Here is an 18,901-nt window from a genome sequence, read left to right on the forward strand (position 1 = left end):
ATGCGGGTAGCTGAATTCATTCAGCCACATACATCATATTTATTTTGTTTCAATTTCCTCATTGGATGGAACGGCTGCTTCCTTTTTCGTTACAGACAATGCACCATTCTCTTCGTCGATGAGTAAGGAATCCCCTTTAGTCACATTACCTGTAAGCAACTCTTCAGACAATTTGTCTTCAATGTGCTTCTGGATCGCCCGGCGAAGTGGGCGTGCACCGTAAGCAGGATCAAAGCCAGCTTTCGCCAAGAAAGCCTTAGCGTTATCTGTGAGCTCAAAATCCACCTCGTACTCATTAAGACGTTTACGTAGGTCCTCACTCATAAGAGTAACAATCTCAGCAATGTGTTTCTCTTCGAGCGAGTGGAATACGATGATTTCATCGATCCGGTTTAAGAACTCAGGACGGAAGCTTTTCTTCAGCTCATCCATCACTTTGCCCTTCATATTATCGTAATCTGCACCTGCATCCACAACAGCTGTGAATCCAAGAGTAGAATTACGTTTGATCGCTTCTGCACCCACGTTGGATGTGAGAATGATCAGTGTATTACGGAAGTCAACAACACGGCCTTTGGAATCCGTCAGACGACCATCTTCCAGTACTTGCAACAAGATGTTGAAAACTTCGGGGTGAGCTTTTTCCACTTCATCCAGCAGGACAACGGAGTACGGTTTGCGACGAACTTTCTCTGTCAACTGTCCGCCTTCTTCGTATCCAACATAACCTGGAGGCGCTCCGACCAGTCGTGCTGTGGAGTGTTTCTCACCATACTCGGACATATCAATCCGGATTACGGCATTTTCATCACCAAACATTGCTTCAGCAAGTGCACGAGCCAGCTCGGTTTTACCTACACCGGTAGGACCGAGGAAGATGAATGAACCCATTGGGCGTTTTGGATCTTTAAGTCCTGCACGTGCACGGCGAACGGCGCGGCTGACCGATTTAACAGCCTCATCCTGACCGATTACACGTTCATGAAGAATGGACTCCAGATTCATCAGACGCTGTGTCTCTTCTTCTTTCAGCTTGTTCACCGGAATTCCTGTCCAGTTGGCTACCACTTGAGCGATATCCTCCGGAGTGACTTCGGAATCGGTACGACCTTGTTTTTCTTTCCATTGATTTTTCGTTGTATCAAGCTCTTCACGGATTTTTTGTTCCGTATCACGCAGTGCCGCTGCCTTTTCGAACTCTTGACTCTGAACCGCGGCGTCTTTTTCCTTACGGATATCTTCCAGACGGCTCTCCAATTGTTTCAGGTTTGGCGGAATCGTATAGGAGTTCAATCTTACTTTTGATCCTGCTTCATCGATCAAGTCGATCGCTTTATCCGGTAAGAAACGATCTGTAATATACCGATCCGACAATTTGACAGCTTGCACAATCGCTTCGTCCGTAATTTTCACACGGTGATGCGCTTCGTAACGATCACGCAGACCATGCAAAATTTGAATGGCTTCTTCCGGTGATGGTTGATCCACTGTAATCGGTTGGAAACGACGCTCTAGCGCAGCATCCTTCTCGATATATTTGCGGTACTCATCCAGTGTCGTTGCACCGATGCACTGTAATTCTCCACGAGCAAGAGCCGGTTTCAAGATGTTCGATGCATCAATCGCGCCTTCTGCGCCACCCGCACCAATCAGTGTGTGCAACTCATCAATGAACAGGACAATGTTGCCCGCCTGACGAATCTCATCCATGATTTTTTTCAATCGATCCTCGAACTCACCACGATATTTGGTTCCAGCAACAACCGAACCCATATCCAGCGTCATTACACGTTTATCACGCAATGTTTCGGGAATTTCGTTTGCAATAATTTTTTGGGCAAGCCCCTCGGCAATTGCTGTTTTACCTACACCCGGTTCACCGATCAATACCGGGTTATTTTTGGTACGACGACTCAATACCTGAATCACACGCTCAATTTCCTTGCTACGGCCAATAACCGGGTCAAGGTTATTCTCTCTGGCATACGCCGTCAAATCACGAGCGAGGCTGTCCAGCGTTGGTGTGCTTACATTGGCAGGTGTGCCGTTGTGGCTGGAAACTGCTTCACTGCTACCGAGCAATTGCAGTACTTGCTGACGTGCTTTGTTCAAGCTGATGCCAAGGTTATTGAGCACACGTGCCGCAACGCCTTCACCTTCACGGATCAGTCCGAGAAGAATGTGTTCTGTGCCAACATAGGTGTGGCCGAGTTTACGCGCCTCATCCATCGATAATTCAATTACTTTTTTCGCACGTGGCGTATATGCAATGTTCGTAGGTTGCTCTTGGCCACGGCCAATCAGCGTTTCTACTTCATCCTGAATTTTTTCCAATCCGAGTCCCAGGCCGATCAGTGCTTTGGCAGCAATGCCTTCACCTTCACGAATGAGGCCGAGCAAAATATGCTCCGTACCGATGTTATTGTGACCGAGACGGACAGCTTCTTCCTGCGCGAGTGCGAGCACCTTTTGGGCCCGTTCCGTAAATCTTCCAAACATCATATCTCCTGCACCTCCATGGTTTTGGATAAAACGAGGGATTCCATTCTATTTGAATGCCCCTTCGTTATTCTTCATATCACTTTTGTTTGCAGCCATGCTGCGAATAAAATCATTGGTAGCTTCAGTCTAGATGGAAGCTTATTATATAAAAGCCGCAGATGCGGCATGAAACCCATATTAACGCTTAAAGGAAGGTTTAACCAGAACTTTTAGCTGCATTGATCGTATCACGAATTAACTGAGCACGGTAGATGTCGCGCTCATCTGTACGCATATCCCCAAATGTTTTTTGTAAAAAACCTGGCTGAGTCATTACATTCAACTCATTCATCACTGGAATCGATAATCCTTCCAACAAACCAAGATCTACGCCGAGCCGCACATCCGACAAACGTTGCGCTGCTTCCTTCGTATCTACAATCGCTGCATGAGACAAAATCCCGTAGGAACGCATCACTCGATCCGTAATACGCAGTCTGGAATCAGTAATGAGCCGTTCTCTTGCGGTACGCTCATGACCAATCATCTGTAAAACAACACCGTGGAGGTTGTCAATCACTTCTTGCTCCGTCTGTCCAAGTGTAATCTGATTGGAAATCTGGAACAAGTTGCCCATCGCCTCGCTACCCTCTCCATAGATCCCTCGCACCGTTAATCCCACTTGAGACACGGCACTGAGGATACGGCCAATCTGCTGAGTCATAACCAATGCGGGAAGGTGCATCATAACCGATGCCCTGACACCTGTTCCAACGTTGGTTGGACAACTGGTCAGATACCCTCTGCGATCATCAAACGCATAATCCACGTGCGCTTCAAAAGCATCATCTATAGCGGAAGCTTTCTCCCAGGCCTCTTTGACCTGGAACCCCGGATAGAGGCACTGGATACGCAAATGATCCTCTTCATTGATCATAATACTTACCGACTCATCCTCACTAAGAATTACGGCTCCGTTGGTCGATTCATTTGCCAGACTCGGACTAATCAAATGTTTTTCCACCAGCACACGCTTGTCGAGTTCGTCAATATCGATCAGATCGAGTGTAGTAAAATCACCAAAGGCGTGTACGTCATCGTACTGAAGTACTTCGCTCAGCTTATTCAGCACCTCTTCCGATTGCTCACTCGAAGCCAGCATTGGAAACGGGATATGCTGAAGGTTACGTGCGATCCGGACACGACTGCTGATTACGATCTCCGAATCAGTTGCATCACTGCGCATCCAGTCACTGAGCGCCTTCTCTGTAAAACGCAGATTAGGCATCATGCTTCCCTCCTACTTATGACAAACTTTACTCTTGAGCTATTTCTTTTTCAAGTTCCCGGATCTGGTCACGAATCTGAGCGGCCTCTTCGAACTCTTCTTGAGCAATGCTCTGCTGCAGATTTTGCTTCAGATCGGCAATTTGCCGTTTCACCTTAATACGCCCGCCTGCTCTGGCAGGAACTTTACCTACATGCGATGTACTACCATGCACTCGCTTGAACAAAGGGTCCAGACGGCTGTCAAAGTATTTATAACAGGAACTGCAGCCAAAACGACCAACTTTGCTGAACTGAGCATACGTCATGCCACATTCTTCACATTGCAGCGTTTTAGCAGGAGCAGCACCTGAACTTTTGCCTGCCGGATCAAAATCGAGTATTCCTGATAACAGGTTGTGTATAGAGAATCCTCCTGCTGTTCCAGGAATCATCTCCCCCTTCTCTCGGGCACATGATTCACAAATATGAAATTCCGTCTTCTCGCCATTTACAATTTTCGTAAAATGAAGTGTAGCCGGACGTTTGTTACATTCTTGGCACAGCATATAGATGTACCTCCTTTGATCCCGATAGTTTTCATTTACCGAGCAAAGATATTAGCATTGCCTTCAACATTCTGGCACGAATTTGATCCCGGTAAGGAAGTTTGACCATAAGAACTTCTCTCGACACAGCCGCACGCATCAACCCGGCTTCCCGCTTACTTAAAAAACGCGCTTCTTCCAATTGATAAATCAAGCCTTCCGCAGCAGTCTGTCCAATCTCGTCACCAATACTGTGATGCAGATGGTTGTGCAGCGCCGATTGGGCAGGTAATTCAATGCGTTGTATACGAACATACCCACCACCGCCACGTTTACTCTCGACGAGATACCCTTTTTCAAGAGTGAAACGGGTGCTGATGACATAATTGATCTGGGAAGGTACACATGAAAACTGATCTGCCAGATCATTACGCTGAATCTCAATCATTCCTTCGGGACTTTCATGCAAAATACCCTTCAGATATCGTTCAATAATATCAGAGATATTACGCATCCAATCATCCTCCACTGTCTGAAACGTTAAGTCAATAAGGACCACACGCCCCCCACAGAGTACACCTTCTCCACCCATTTAACCACTCAGAGAAACAGCGAATCTTGCTGATACAAGTGTTAAACAGGAGAACAAAGGAAGCACGAAGGTCCTTGAATATCCCCTTGATCTTCCAATGATGTGTTCCGACTTACGGTACTTTTCATCAGAGAACAGTAAGAAAGCTAACGTCATATCATAGGTAAATAGCACGTATTCCAGAAATATAATCCTACGTATTTAACCTTGAGTTGACTTTGACTTTCTTTGACTTTATATACATTATAGCATATTTTACTGTTTTGCCAAGTGGGGGCACTATTCATTTTTTACGATTTTACACGAAATATTCGCCTGACACAAAAAAACCTCTCCCGGACATCGGGAGAAGTTCTCATTGCTTCCAATTGCGCTTCATATCTGTTGGAATGAAGTCGTACTCGATATAGATCGTCGCTCAAAAGAAATCAAGCAAATAGGTTTCACGTTTGGGAACTGCCTTTTCCAACGCTTGGATAGCGCTCACTGGCCCTTCCAATCTACCGATCTGTGCCATCTCTGCGGGTCTACGATAACCCATTAACACGGCTGAAAGGGATTGAATACTGAGACGAATCGGCTGATTCAGCTGACCTTCGCCATCCGATTTTGCCTTTTTCCATATTGAAGCGGTTCCGTTCATTGCCACGTTTAATTCCCATACACCTTCGTTCCACGGAGCGTAAGCATCTTCGACGTCAAGCCAAATCTGTACGGGCGAGTCTTGACTGGCAAAAGGGTACTGCGAAATGAACTGCTCCACGCTCACGATTCGTGCCATAAAGTAAGGCACTACCTCTTGCCCAATCCGTGGATTGTCCAATTGAAATGCAAGCAGATCACTTGCAGGTGCCTGTAAAGTTACTTCGTCAATCATGGAATCGTGATTAGCAATGAACGTCCAAAGCCCTCGTCTGGACTCTTCATTCAAATGAATGAACTCACCGATGGTAAACTTACTTTCCTTGACTTCGTAGAGGACATACCCTTGCGGCACTCCTGCCTCATCATAGTATACAGCACGCTGGCTTCCTTTTTTGACATAAACGGAATTTTCCCACCACGCATCATCACGATTCAAAGTCCCATTATAGCGCGCTGCATAAGCGTCATACACCTGCTTCAATTCTGCAAGCTCAGCATTACCACGTTTGATCGTGCCTGGTGTCAGTTGCTTGGCAGGCAGTTGAGCCGTAGACAATTTGTATTTCTTATATTCAACATAGGTTTCCCAGCCATACTTTCGATAAAAAGAAAACGAAAACGGATGCAGGAAAGATACACTTTGTTTATTCCGATTCATCTCTTCTAGTGCGTATTTCAGCAATCCTGCTACCCAGCCCTTACGTCTATATTCCGGCCATGTGGCTACACCCGCGATTCCACCCATTTCAAAGGACCTTCCATGGATATAGGTCTGAAAAGGAATAATCTGCAACTTGGCTCCAACCTGACCATCCGCATAAACCCCCAATACATTATGCTTAGCGAATTCCTGGCGCCGCCTCTCCAACTGATCCTCTGTTAATTTAAATTGAAAAGCATACTCGGAGAGCGCCATACAAGCCTCATAATCGTCGATCGTTAATTTGCGAAGTTCCATACTAATCTGCACCTCATTTTCTTCTAATGTAAGTTCATTCTGTACAAAAGGCTGCTTGTGCCCTTTTCTTACATTTGAGTGTCTCAGAGGTTCCCTTTAAAGTCAAACAAGAGATGTAACGTTCACATCTCCTAAATCATAATGTCTTCTGAATTTTAATATATAAAATAAAAACCACCACCGAATTACATCGGCAGTGGTTCTTCGCTTGGCGGCGTCCTACTCTCCCAGGACCCTGCGGTCCAAGTACCATCGGCGCTAGAGGGCTTAACGGTCGTGTTCGGGATGGGTACGTGTGGAACCCCTCCGCCATCGCCACCAAACGCGATTGGTCGAAGCATAGCTTCTTCCATATCCATTTTGGAATTGAAAATCATACACACATTCCGTGATGTACCGATTTTCATTTCACCATTCAGAGTGTTGTTCTCTGAAAACTAGATTCGAAACGAAACGTACGCGATTTAAAACTTGCTATTGGATAAGCCCTCGACCGATTAGTACTGGTCAGCTCCATGCATTGCTGCACTTCCACCCCCAGCCTATCTACCTCGTCGTCTTCAAGGGGTCTTACATACTGGGAAATCTCATCTTGAGGGGGGCTTCACGCTTAGATGCTTTCAGCGCTTATCCCGTCCGTACATAGCTACCCAGCGGTGCTCCTGGCGGAACAACTGGTACACCAGCGGTACGTCCATCCCGGTCCTCTCGTACTAAGGACAGCTCCTCTCAAATTTCCTACGCCCACGACAGATAGGGACCGAACTGTCTCACGACGTTCTGAACCCAGCTCGCGTACCGCTTTAATGGGCGAACAGCCCAACCCTTGGGACCTACTTCAGCCCCAGGATGCGATGAGCCGACATCGAGGTGCCAAACCTCCCCGTCGATGTGGACTCTTGGGGGAGATAAGCCTGTTATCCCCAGGGTAGCTTTTATCCGTTGAGCGATGGCCCTTCCATGCGGTACCACCGGATCACTAAGCCCGACTTTCGTCCCTGCTCGACTTGTAGGTCTCGCAGTCAAGCTCCCTTATGCCTTTGCACTCTTCGAATGATTTCCAACCATTCTGAGGGAACCTTTGGGCGCCTCCGTTACTCTTTAGGAGGCGACCGCCCCAGTCAAACTGCCCACCTGACACTGTCCCCGCACCGGTTTACGGTACCAGGTTAGAACCTAGATACGATCAGGGTGGTATCCCAACGGTGCCTCCACGCAAGCTGGCGCTCACGCTTCAAAGGCTCCCACCTATCCTGTACAGATCGTACCCAAATTCAATATCAAGCTGCAGTAAAGCTCCATGGGGTCTTTCCGTCTTGTCGCGGGTAACCTGCATCTTCACAGGTATTAAAATTTCACCGGATCTCTCGTTGAGACAGCGCCCAAGTCGTTACGCCATTCGTGCGGGTCAGAATTTACCTGACAAGGAATTTCGCTACCTTAGGACCGTTATAGTTACGGCCGCCGTTTACTGGGGCTTCGGTTCACAGCTTCGGGATTACTCCCTAACCACTCCCCTTAACCTTCCAGCACCGGGCAGGCGTCAGCCCGTATACTTCGCCTTACGGCTTCGCACAGACCTGTGTTTTTGCTAAACAGTCGCTTGGGCCTTTTCACTGCGGCCCCCTCGTGCTATTCACACTACCGGGGCACCCCTTCTCCCGAAGTTACGGGGTCATTTTGCCGAGTTCCTTAACGAGAGTTCTTCCGCGCGCCTTAGAATTCTCTTCTCGCCTACCTGTGTCGGTTTGCGGTACGGGCACCTTCATCTGGCTAGAGGCTTTTCTTGGCAGTGTGAGATCATGACCTTCGCTACTGTAATTTTCACTCCCCATCACAGCTCAGCCTTACGGTTAGCGGATTTGCCTACTAACCAGCCTTACTGCTTGGACAGGCATCCATCAGCCTGCGTCACTACCCTACTGCGTCCCCCCATCGCTCGTAACGATTTACGGTGGTACAGGAATTTCGACCTGTTGTCCTTCGACTACGCCTTTCGGCCTCGCCTTAGGTCCCGACTTACCCTGAGCGGACGAGCCTTCCTCAGGAACCCTTAGGCTTTCGGCGGATCAGATTCTCACTGATCTTTTCGTTACTCATACCGGCATTCTCACTTGTATAATGTCCAGCGCTCCTTACGGTACACCTTCAACCCTTATACAACGCTCCCCTACCCCTGATGCAAAGCATCAAGCCATAGCTTCGGTGGTGTGTTTAGCCCCGTTACATTTTCGGCGCAGAGTCACTCGACCAGTGAGCTATTACGCACTCTTTCAATGGTGGCTGCTTCTAAGCCAACATCCTGGTTGTCTGTGCAACTCCACATCCTTTCCCACTTAACACACACTTGGGGACCTTAGCTGATGGTCTGGGCTGTTTCCCTTTTGACAATGGATCTTAGCACTCACTGTCTGACTCCCGGAAGTAAGTCTATGGCATTCGGAGTTTGACTGAGCTTGGTAACCCTTGCGGGCCCCGCACCCAATCAGTGCTCTACCTCCACGACTCTGTTTTCCGAGGCTAGCCCTAAAGCTATTTCGGGGAGAACCAGCTATCTCCGAGTTCGATTGGAATTTCTCCGCTACCCCCACCTCATCCCCGCATTTTTCAACATGCGTGGGTTCGGGCCTCCAGTGCGTGTTACCGCACCTTCACCCTGGACAGGGGTAGATCACCCGGTTTCGGGTCTACGTCCACGTACTATAGTCGCCCTATTCAGACTCGCTTTCGCTGCGGCTCCGGCTCTTCACCTTAACCTTGCACGGGAACGTAACTCGCCGGTTCATTCTACAAAAGGCACGCCATCACCCCTAAAACGGGCTCTGACTTTTTGTAAGCACACGGTTTCAGGTTCTATTTCACTCCCCTTCCGGGGTGCTTTTCACCTTTCCCTCACGGTACTGCTTCACTATCGGTCGCTAGGAAGTATTTAGCCTTGGCAGATGGTCCTGCCGGATTCATACGGGGTTTCACGTGCCCCGCACTACTCGGGATCCGTCTCGGAGGGAACAGACTTTCAATTACAGGGCTTTTACCTTCTTTGGCGGGCCTTTCCAGACCTCTTCGCTTAACCGGTTCCTTTGTAACTCCATGTGAGACGTCCCACAACCCCAAAGAGCAAGCTCTTTGGTTTGGGCTTCTCCGCGTTCGCTCGCCGCTACTGACGGAATCACTATTGTTTTCTCTTCCTCAGGGTACTTAGATGTTTCAGTTCCCCTGGTATGCCTCTACTTGCCCTATGTATTCAGACAAGAGTAACTGGATATTACCCCAGCTGGGTTTCCCCATTCGGACATCCCCGGATCAAAGCTTGCTTACAGCTCCCCGAGGCAGTTTCGTTGTTCGCCACGTCCTTCATCGGCTCCTAGCGCCTAGGCATCCTCCGTGTGCTCTTAGTAGCTTAACCATATGCTCCGGTTTCGTTCGCTCGCTTCCCTTGGTTTGGACTACGTCCAAAGCCAAAAGTCGCTCCCACCCGATACCATCGCAATTGCATTATCTACCGTTTTTATTGAAACTTGTTATACACAAGTTCAGCTAAAAAGGAATGTTCTAATTCGCGTTTGTTTCGTTTCGATATCTAGTTTTCAAAGAACACAACAAATAGATGAAATTGTTTGGTGGAGCCAAGCGGGATCGAACCGCTGACCTCCTGCTTGCAAGGCAGGCGCTCTCCCAGCTGAGCTATGGCCCCTCAAATTCCATCAAAACTGAACAAATGGAGTAGTAACTTAGTAGTACTTGCAAGTTCACTGAACTTGCATATTTGAATGTCTTCGTTGCAGAAGACGATTCTCCATAGAAAGGAGGTGATCCAGCCGCACCTTCCGATACGGCTACCTTGTTACGACTTCACCCCAATCATCTATCCCACCTTCGGCGGCTGGCTCCTTGCGGTTACCCCACCGACTTCGGGTGTTATAAACTCTCGTGGTGTGACGGGCGGTGTGTACAAGACCCGGGAACGTATTCACCGCGGCATGCTGATCCGCGATTACTAGCAATTCCGACTTCATGCAGGCGAGTTGCAGCCTGCAATCCGAACTGAGACCGGCTTTGTTGGGATTGGCTCCATCTCGCGATTTCGCAGCCCGTTGTACCGGCCATTGTAGTACGTGTGTAGCCCAGGTCATAAGGGGCATGATGATTTGACGTCATCCCCACCTTCCTCCGGTTTGTCACCGGCAGTCTATCTAGAGTGCCCACCCGAAGTGCTGGCAACTAAATATAAGGGTTGCGCTCGTTGCGGGACTTAACCCAACATCTCACGACACGAGCTGACGACAACCATGCACCACCTGTCTCAACTTTCCCCGAAGGGCACCTAACGCATCTCTGCCTCGTTAGTTGGATGTCAAGACCTGGTAAGGTTCTTCGCGTTGCTTCGAATTAAACCACATACTCCACTGCTTGTGCGGGTCCCCGTCAATTCCTTTGAGTTTCAGTCTTGCGACCGTACTCCCCAGGCGGAGTGCTTAATGTGTTAACTTCGGCACCAAGGGTATCGAAACCCCTAACACCTAGCACTCATCGTTTACGGCGTGGACTACCAGGGTATCTAATCCTGTTTGCTCCCCACGCTTTCGCGCCTCAGCGTCAGTTACAGCCCAGAGAGTCGCCTTCGCCACTGGTGTTCCTCCACATCTCTACGCATTTCACCGCTACACGTGGAATTCCACTCTCCTCTTCTGCACTCAAGTCACACAGTTTCCAGTGCGATCCGGGGTTGAGCCCCGGGATTAAACACCAGACTTACATGACCGCCTGCGCGCGCTTTACGCCCAATAATTCCGGACAACGCTTGCCCCCTACGTATTACCGCGGCTGCTGGCACGTAGTTAGCCGGGGCTTTCTTCTCAGGTACCGTCACCTTGAGAGCAGTTACTCTCCCAAGCGTTCTTCCCTGGCAACAGAGCTTTACGATCCGAAAACCTTCATCACTCACGCGGCATTGCTCCGTCAGGCTTTCGCCCATTGCGGAAGATTCCCTACTGCTGCCTCCCGTAGGAGTCTGGGCCGTGTCTCAGTCCCAGTGTGGCCGATCACCCTCTCAGGTCGGCTACGCATCGTCGCCTTGGTGAGCCGTTACCTCACCAACTAGCTAATGCGCCGCAGGCCCATCCCCAAGTGACAGATTGCTCCGTCTTTCCAGTTCTCTTCAGGCGAAGAAAACAAGTATTCGGTATTAGCTACCGTTTCCGGTAGTTGTCCCAAGCTTGAGGGCAGGTTGCCTACGTGTTACTCACCCGTCCGCCGCTAACTATCAGAGAAGCAAGCTTCTCTTCAAGTCCGCTCGACTTGCATGTATTAGGCATGCCGCCAGCGTTCGTCCTGAGCCAGGATCAAACTCTCCAATAAAGATGAATTTCGTCAGCGTCGTTAAACGCTGTGAAACTCATCGGGGTATTGAAAAGAGCGATAAGCTCATTTTGAATCTGACGATTCATTGTGAATCAAAAGTTACTATCCATTTGTTCAGTTTTCAAGGAACTTGTTCACCTTATCTTGCGACAACTTACGTCAACCAGACAGGATATTTATCATATCATGTTAACTAAGTTTCTGTCAACAATCTTTTTCGTCAATCTTCAAAGCTACTCGACTACCTTCTGTTTGAAGCGACAAGAAATAATATATCACGCTGTCATGCTTTTAGCAAGTACTTTATTCAACTTCTATTATATTGCAATAAGATCGATCTTATTGCCTGAAGAGAGTGATCGAAATGAAGCGAATTTTGCCTTTACTAAGCCAAACAAGAGAGGTGATAGCTCGGAAAAGATCAAATTTGAAGTAAGTGATCCAAAAACTTTATAATTAAGGTATCTTTAAATAAAAGGGAGTACCCCAAGGTTGTTAACAGTTCCAATTGAGCAGTAGCACGCTCACATTTACACGTACCCTTCCTACACTCATCTGAGATCCGCTTTTGAATTTTGAATATTGATCTATTACGATTTTGCTTTCAACCTAAGATTTCGATTTCTAATTTAAATCCATGACGCGAGGTGAAAACACTTGAAACAGTGGTTAAAAATGATGCGTAAAGGTTACGGCAAAAAGCTCGTTTCTATTCATGCCTGGAATGCCTGGATCGTTGTGATACTTTCTATTACTGGTCTCATATTAATTGGTGGCTTCTGGCGTGAAACTCTGGGTATCGGACGTGTTTGGTTAAAATGGTTACATATCACCGTGGGCATCGCCATGCTTTTGCCTGTCGTGTATTACTTATTTTTGGCCAGTAAACATTGGAAGCAACTTCGCAATAAACCATGGCAAAAAGCAAATACCATCATCGTTCTTGCACTTCTGATCGGATGGCTATTATCCGGCATCGTTCTATGGCAGTTCAAGCTGGTCGGCCCACGATGGTCCAATGCCGCGCTTCTGATTCACGATTTGCTCACATGGGTTGGTTTACCTTACATCATCTACCACTCCATCACACGTACACGTTGGTTAAAAGACCCTGCACGCCGTACGATCCAAACGAATGAAGCATCGATACAGAAGACAAGTGTAAATAAACCAGCCGCTCCCAACGCTAACAAAGAGGAACCGGACACGGGTAACATACCAGCAGCTACATCTGTTCTCCCTGCAGACAAAGACTCTGGTAGAAATAACGTCCCAAACATGGAGAAACCGCAACCGATATATACCCGTCGAGCCTTCATCCGTTCTGCTGTGGGCATAGGACTCGCCGTTACTCTTGGACCTACATTTGTATCATGGGTAGGTAAAAACCTCAAGTTTGATAACAGCATAGACAGCATGCTTGAGACTGACCCCAATCGGATGGTTCCACTTCCGCAACCTTTATCTTCTTCATCTCCTCCAATTGGCGGGGGCGCCGAGGGACATTTTCGTGTATATACGGTAACACCCATTCCATCATTCTCTAATGCAAACTGGTCATTTCGGGTAGATGGTCTTGTAGAACGTGCCCAGATCTGGAATTGGGAACAGTTCGTCAAGCTTGCACGCACCGTGCAAGTCAGTGATTTCCACTGCGTTACCGGCTGGTCCGTGTACAAGAATACATGGGAAGGCATTCCTCTGAAGCATTTTTTGGAGAACGCCGGTATAAAGCCCGGCGCGCACAGCGTCAAATTTTATTCCGGAGACGGGGTATATACCGATGCGATCACACTAGAGCAGGCACAAATGGATGATATTATGATTGCGGTCATGCATGATGGCAAACCTATCCCTGCGGATCTTGGTGGACCTGTACGACTCGTTATTCCGCAAATGTACGCCTACAAATCGGTCAAGTGGTTGAACCGTGTTGAAGTCATCGACAGCGAGCATATCGGGTATTGGGAAGAACGGGGATACGACAAAGATGCATGGTTATCCGGTGCTTCTCAGCGTTTTCCTAACATAACGGGTTCATAACAGATCTCCAGCGTATACAAAAGAAGCCTCCTGACACGACATTTGCGTGTTTTTGGAGGCCTCTTTCTTTACAAGCTACTTGTATCACGTACCTAATTAATGCCTATGACACGTGCTGACGCAAAACTGTAGATATTAACGTTCTACGGATTCAGCAGGCGTACCAGTTCGTCCTCATCTTCGATGGTCGGAATACCGAGATCACGAGCCTTCGTTAATTTGCTGCCTGCCTTCTCTCCAGCTATGACAAGATCTGTTTTTTTCGATACACTCCCCGTGACCTTCGCACCAAGCGCTTCAAGTCTCTGCGTTGCTTCTTCACGTGTCAATTGATGCAGTGTTCCTGTAAGCACGACCGTTTTACCACTAAAGAAAGAATCCTCCACCACAACCGCTGGCGCTTCTGGTGCCTGTGCTTTCACACCCAAATTCAGCATTTTCTCAATAGCAGCCTGTGTGAACGGATCGGCAAAGAAATTCACGATGCTCTCCGCAACAATCCCACCTACATCGGGGAGTTCAACCAGTTCCTCTACGGTAGCATTCATGATGGCATGCAGATCACGGTAATGATCGGCGAGCATACGCGTGGTGGATTTTCCAGTGTTGGGGATACCCAAGGAATACAGGAACGAAGCCAGGTCCCGGTCTTTACTCTGCTCGAGCGCAGCAAGAAGGTTGTTCGCTTTCTTTTCGCCAAATCGCTCCAGTTTCACGAGATCATCGAACTGCAATGTATATAGATCAGCTGGTTCACGCACATTCAATTCATCATATAGCTGAATCGCTGTTTTCTCACTGAAGGTCTCAATGTCCATCGCGTCTCTGGAGGCAAAATGAGAGATCCGAGCAACCGTCTGCGGTTTGCATGCCAGCTTGTTATTGCAGAACAAGTGCGCTCCGCGTTGCTCTAACGGGAATCCACATGCCGGGCATTGCTCTGGATAGATGATCTCTTCTCCGTCATTCTCCTCAGTCACTTTGCCGAGAATCTCAGGAATAACATCATTGGAACGACGAATAAAGACACGTGAACCCAGCGCAAATTTCAGATTTTTACGTTCAATATCACCCACATTGTTCAGGGTGCAGTTCTGCACGGTCACTCCAGCGAGTTCAACGGCTTCCACCCGCGCCAGCGGCGTCACTTTACCCGTCCTGCCAACATTCCACACGACTTCGTTCAGTACGGTTGTTGTCTCTTCCGCTTCGAACTTATAGGCAACTGCCCAGCGCGGGAACTTATCCGTGTAGCCTAACACTTCACGAGTTCGCATGTCCGTGAGCTTAATGACCGCTCCATCAATCAGGTAATCCAGTTGCCCCCGATTTTCCTGAATTTCTTCGAGTTGCTCCATAACGTCATCGAATTCTTGGAAATAGGTGAGTGACGGATTAACTTTAAAACGGTTCTCACGCAAGAAGTCCATCATTTCCTGATGGTTGGCAAACTGGATATCATCCGAGTATCCAATGTTATAAAAATAAGCATTCAACCGACGCTCAGCTGTCGTTTTCGGATTCAGGTTACGCAGCGCTCCTGCGGCTGCATTCCGTGCATTTTTGAGCGGCTCGGCAGCCGTTTCATTATATCGATTCAGTACAGAAAGGTTCATAATGCCCTCGCCCTGCACTTCAATCGTACCTCCGGTATACGGAATTTTGAGCGGAACAGATTTGATGGTTTTCACTTGTGCCAAAATGCCTTCCCCTACCGTTCCGTTTCCGCGCGTAGAAGCCTGCACCAACTCACCGTTGGTATAGGTCAGGTTCAAGGTCAGTCCATCAAACTTCAGCTCAATGACATAACCTGGTTCAGGCAACGGATTATCCGGGTTTTTGCTGTTATAGTCATTCACCAGCTTTAATACACGTGTATTCCAATTGCGAAGCTGTTCAATGTTCTGCGCTTTGTCCAAACTCCATAATGGGGATAAATGACGATGCGGGGTAAATCCTTTGAGCAGTTCGCCCCCTACACGTTGTGTGGGAGAATCCGGCAACACCATACCGCTCTCCTGCTCCAGCGTAACCAGTTCATCGTATAGAAGGTCATACTCCTTATCACTGATCTGCGGCTGATCCATCGTGTAGTACTGATAGTTGTGCTGGTTCAGCTCGGTAACGAGTTGCTCCATCCGGTGCATCGGGTCCATATTGGGCCATCCCTCCGTATATTTAATATATGTAGAACGAACATGCCTATTGTAATCGAGAGACATGGCAGAATCGATGTTCATCTCAGTCCAGTATCATACAATAGGCCGTTTATTCTTATTCCACTTTGGTAATCGGGGCAAATCCAGCGAGTAGACGTTTCACGCCGACTGGAGCCGGGAATGCAATCTGCAGTTCGGTATCATTACCGCTACCTTTGACTGCAACGATGGTACCTGTCCCCCATTTGCCGTGTTGCACTTTGTCGCCTGCCTTAAATCCTGCCGCACTTTCGGATGAGGCCGATTTTGAAGCCGATGTTGGTGCCGCAAAGGTTGGACGAGATGTACTCGTAGTTACTCGGGACGTTGGCCCAGATGAAGCTGTTGCGGATGAACCACTTCGGCTTTGATGCTCAAACAGCTTGGATGCACTCGCGGCACCGCCGAAATTGCTTCCACCACTGGAGCCTAAACCACGTCCTCCATATGAACCTCCGCCTGTGCTGGTTCCTCGGCGGTAACGGTCGCGTGCAATGGAAGTATCTTCTTTAAGTTCATCCGGGATTTCATCCAAGAAACGGGATGGCGGATTGGCTGTTGTACGTCCAAACAAGGTCCGCATCTGTGCACACGAGAGGAATAACTGTTCCTCAGCCCGTGTAATCCCCACGTAAGCCAGACGACGTTCCTCCTCCAGCTCTTCATTATCCATAAAAGCACGGCTGTGAGGGAAGACCCCTTCCTCCATACCTACGATAAAGACAACCGGGAATTCCAGACCTTTGGCACTGTGCATCGTCATCAACGTGACCGCATCGCTCTGATCCTCTTCGTCATCGTTCATGCTGTCGATGTCTGCAATGAGTGCCAGATCGGTGAGAAACGAAACGAGCGTTTTGTCTTCATTATTTTTCTCAAACTCCATCGTTACCGACAGGAACTCTTCGATATTCTCCAGTCTTGCGCGAGATTCAATGGTGTTTTCCTTCTGCATCTCGTCACGATACTGGCTCATCTCCAGAATCTTCTCGGTCAATTCAGTCACGGACAGATATTCAACCATCTGGTGCAGAGCTGCGATCATATCATAGAACTCCACCAGTGCATTACGCGTGCGGCCAGCGAAACCGAGATCATCAACCACTTGCAGTACACGGAAAATGGAAACCCCGCGCTCTCCAGCGGCTGCAGCCAGCTTGGCTACTGTCGTATCCCCGATGCTGCGCTTCGGCACATTAATAATCCGGGTCAAACTGATATCATCATCCGGGTTGGACAACAGGCGCAGATAAGCCAAAATGTCCTTGATCTCTTTCCGATCATAGAACTTGATGCCGCCGACAATCTGATACGGGATATCAGACTTGATCAAAATTTCCTCAATAACCCGGGACTGAGCATTGGTACGGTACAGAATCGCATGTTGCTGATAGGATTTGCCGTTTTTCACATTTTTACTAATCTCGGAGGTTACAAAATACCCCTCATCATGCTCGGAATCGGCACGGTATACCTTGATCTTCGAGCCGCCTTCTTTATCCGTCCACAGCTTCTTCGGTTTACGGCCCGTATTCAGGCCGATGACTTCATTCGCCGCATTCAGGATGTTGGAAGTCGAACGATAATTCTGCTCGAGCAGGATCGTCTGTGCTTCCGGGTAATCTTTTTCAAAGTTAAGGATGTTGGTAATATCCGCCCCACGCCAGCGATAGATCGACTGGTCACTATCCCCTACGACGCAGATACGGTGGTGGCTGTCAGCCAGCATACGGCACAAGATGTACTGTGCACGGTTCGTATCCTGATATTCATCGACATGAATGTATTGGAATTTCTTTTGGTAAAAATCGAGCACTTCCGGCACTTCTTTGAACAGTTGAATGGTTGCCATGATCAGGTCGTCGAAGTCGAGTGAGTTGTTGGCTCTGAGACGTTTCTGGTACATCGTATATACCTTGGCTACAATGCCTTCAAAATAGTCGCCCGCCTGTTTCTCGTATTGCTCTGGACTGATCAGTTCATTTTTGGCCGTGCTCATCATCGCCTGAACAGCTTTGGGTTCGAACTTTTTCGTATCGATGTTCTGATCTTTCATACAGCTACGAATAACGGATAACTGGTCGGATGAGTCCAAAATACTAAAGTTGGATGTAAAACCGATCCGTTCAATATCACGGCGCAAGATGCGCACACACATGGAGTGAAACGTGGATACCCAAATATCGCGGCCCTGAGATCCGCCTACCAGTTGGGATACCCGATCCTGCATCTCCCGAGCAGCTTTATTCGTAAACGTAATCGCCAAAATGCCCCACGGGGGTGCTTTCCGTGTTGCGATCAGATAGGCAATCCGGTGTGTCAGCACCCGGGTTTTGCCCGAGCCCGCGCCAGCCATAATAAGCAATGGCCCATCCGTTGCCTCAACAGCTTGCCGCTGAGGAGTGTTCAGCCGTGCTACGGCGTCATGTATATTTACAGGTTGCATGCATGCATGCTCCTTTCATTAATTGGTCGTATAAGTGGGTCCTGCGGTTACACTTGTCACTCCGATGACAGAATAAGCTTTCAATCGCTGTTATTCCCGGATTTTTTAAACTATTTTCTAAAGGTGAATATCCGGTAATAAAGGCGAACGCTTATGCTTCCGATGCAGCTTTCTTTCAGAAAGCTTTTAGCTCCGCTTCTCCAGCTTATTTCTGTCCTCTCCGTTCGCGTGTAAACATAGTCGCCATATACTTTGTGGGTAGGTAAAAATACCAAGAGAACTGTAATAAATCTTCAGTTTGTTTAACGGGAGTCTTCGTTTCTTCAGATTACTCCTGTACTCTCCGTTCCTGTGTAAACATAA

Annotated in this window: 8 protein-coding genes, 1 tRNA gene and 3 rRNA genes; 1 reads left to right on the forward strand and 11 read right to left on the reverse strand. The window is 48.2% G+C overall.

The features are described 5' to 3' along the window. Window positions 1–39: 39 nt before the first annotated feature. The 9 genes from ACT89M_RS25065 to ACT89M_RS25105 all read right to left on the reverse strand — a co-directional run bounded on the left by ACT89M_RS25065 (window position 40) and on the right by ACT89M_RS25105 (window position 11,848). Window positions 40–2,502 (reverse strand): ATP-dependent Clp protease ATP-binding subunit, encoded by a 2,463-nt coding sequence (locus tag ACT89M_RS25065; protein ID WP_154892120.1) that lies wholly within the window; start codon window positions 2,500–2,502, stop codon window positions 40–42. A gap of 196 nt (window positions 2,503–2,698) precedes the next feature. Further along, on the reverse strand, window positions 2,699–3,769 hold the full coding sequence (gene mcsB / locus ACT89M_RS25070) for a protein-arginine kinase McsB (RefSeq protein ID WP_154892124.1): 1,071 nt from the start codon (window positions 3,767–3,769) through the stop codon (window positions 2,699–2,701). A 28-nt stretch (window positions 3,770–3,797) separates the two neighbouring features. Further along, a complete protein-coding gene (gene mcsA / locus ACT89M_RS25075) occupies window positions 3,798–4,316 on the reverse strand; it encodes a protein-arginine kinase activator protein McsA (protein ID WP_090924701.1) in 519 nt (172 codons plus the stop codon). A gap of 31 nt (window positions 4,317–4,347) precedes the next feature. Then, the gene (locus tag ACT89M_RS25080) at window positions 4,348–4,809 is read right to left on the reverse strand and encodes a CtsR family transcriptional regulator (RefSeq protein ID WP_090924702.1); all 462 of its coding nucleotides are present in this window, start codon (window positions 4,807–4,809) and stop codon (window positions 4,348–4,350) included. 496 nt (window positions 4,810–5,305) lie between these two features. After that, window positions 5,306–6,490: a GNAT family N-acetyltransferase gene (locus tag ACT89M_RS25085; RefSeq protein WP_154892121.1), complete on the reverse strand. Its 1,185-nt coding sequence runs from the start codon at window positions 6,488–6,490 to the stop codon at window positions 5,306–5,308. A gap of 206 nt (window positions 6,491–6,696) precedes the next feature. Next, a 5S ribosomal RNA gene (gene rrf, locus ACT89M_RS25090) occupies window positions 6,697–6,813 on the reverse strand. A 154-nt stretch (window positions 6,814–6,967) separates the two neighbouring features. Further along, window positions 6,968–9,896 (reverse strand): 23S ribosomal RNA (locus ACT89M_RS25095). 212 nt (window positions 9,897–10,108) lie between these two features. Continuing rightward, window positions 10,109–10,184 (reverse strand) — tRNA-Ala (locus ACT89M_RS25100). Window positions 10,185–10,292: 108 nt separating this feature from the next. Further along, window positions 10,293–11,848 (reverse strand): 16S ribosomal RNA (locus ACT89M_RS25105). The 16S, 23S and 5S rRNA genes sit together here with 1 tRNA gene alongside, the layout of an rRNA operon. Before the next feature lie 660 nt (window positions 11,849–12,508). Between ACT89M_RS25105 and ACT89M_RS25110 the strand changes: the two genes are divergently transcribed. Continuing rightward, on the forward strand, window positions 12,509–13,894 hold the full coding sequence (locus ACT89M_RS25110; RefSeq protein ID WP_487344864.1) for a molybdopterin-dependent oxidoreductase: 1,386 nt from the start codon (window positions 12,509–12,511) through the stop codon (window positions 13,892–13,894). A 143-nt stretch (window positions 13,895–14,037) separates the two neighbouring features. Here the strand turns inward: ACT89M_RS25110 and ligA are convergent, their stop codons facing one another. Further along, the gene (ligA, locus tag ACT89M_RS25115; RefSeq protein WP_154891257.1) at window positions 14,038–16,050 is read right to left on the reverse strand and encodes an NAD-dependent DNA ligase LigA; all 2,013 of its coding nucleotides are present in this window, start codon (window positions 16,048–16,050) and stop codon (window positions 14,038–14,040) included. Between the two features lie 118 nt (window positions 16,051–16,168). Next, window positions 16,169–18,538, reverse strand: coding sequence for a DNA helicase PcrA (gene pcrA / locus ACT89M_RS25120; RefSeq protein WP_487344865.1), 2,370 nt, complete (start codon window positions 18,536–18,538; stop codon window positions 16,169–16,171). Between the last annotated feature and the right edge of the window lie 363 nt (window positions 18,539–18,901).

This window comes from Paenibacillus sp. NN59, from assembly GCF_057597225.1.

Excerpts from the sequence above, each read along its gene's own strand:
- ACT89M_RS25065 (WP_154892120.1), bottom strand. The coding sequence starts at position 2,502 with ATGATGTTTGGAAGATTTACGGAACGGGCCCAAAAGGTGCTCGCACTC.
- mcsB (WP_154892124.1), bottom strand. The coding sequence starts at position 3,769 with ATGCCTAATCTGCGTTTTACAGAGAAGGCGCTCAGTGACTGGATGCGC.
- mcsA (WP_090924701.1), bottom strand. The coding sequence starts at position 4,316 with ATGCTGTGCCAAGAATGTAACAAACGTCCGGCTACACTTCATTTTACG.
- ACT89M_RS25080 (WP_090924702.1), bottom strand. The coding sequence starts at position 4,809 with ATGCGTAATATCTCTGATATTATTGAACGATATCTGAAGGGTATTTTG.
- ACT89M_RS25085 (WP_154892121.1), bottom strand. The coding sequence starts at position 6,490 with ATGGAACTTCGCAAATTAACGATCGACGATTATGAGGCTTGTATGGCG.
- ligA (WP_154891257.1), bottom strand. The coding sequence starts at position 16,050 with ATGGACCCGATGCACCGGATGGAGCAACTCGTTACCGAGCTGAACCAG.
- pcrA (WP_487344865.1), bottom strand. The coding sequence starts at position 18,538 with ATGCAACCTGTAAATATACATGACGCCGTAGCACGGCTGAACACTCCT.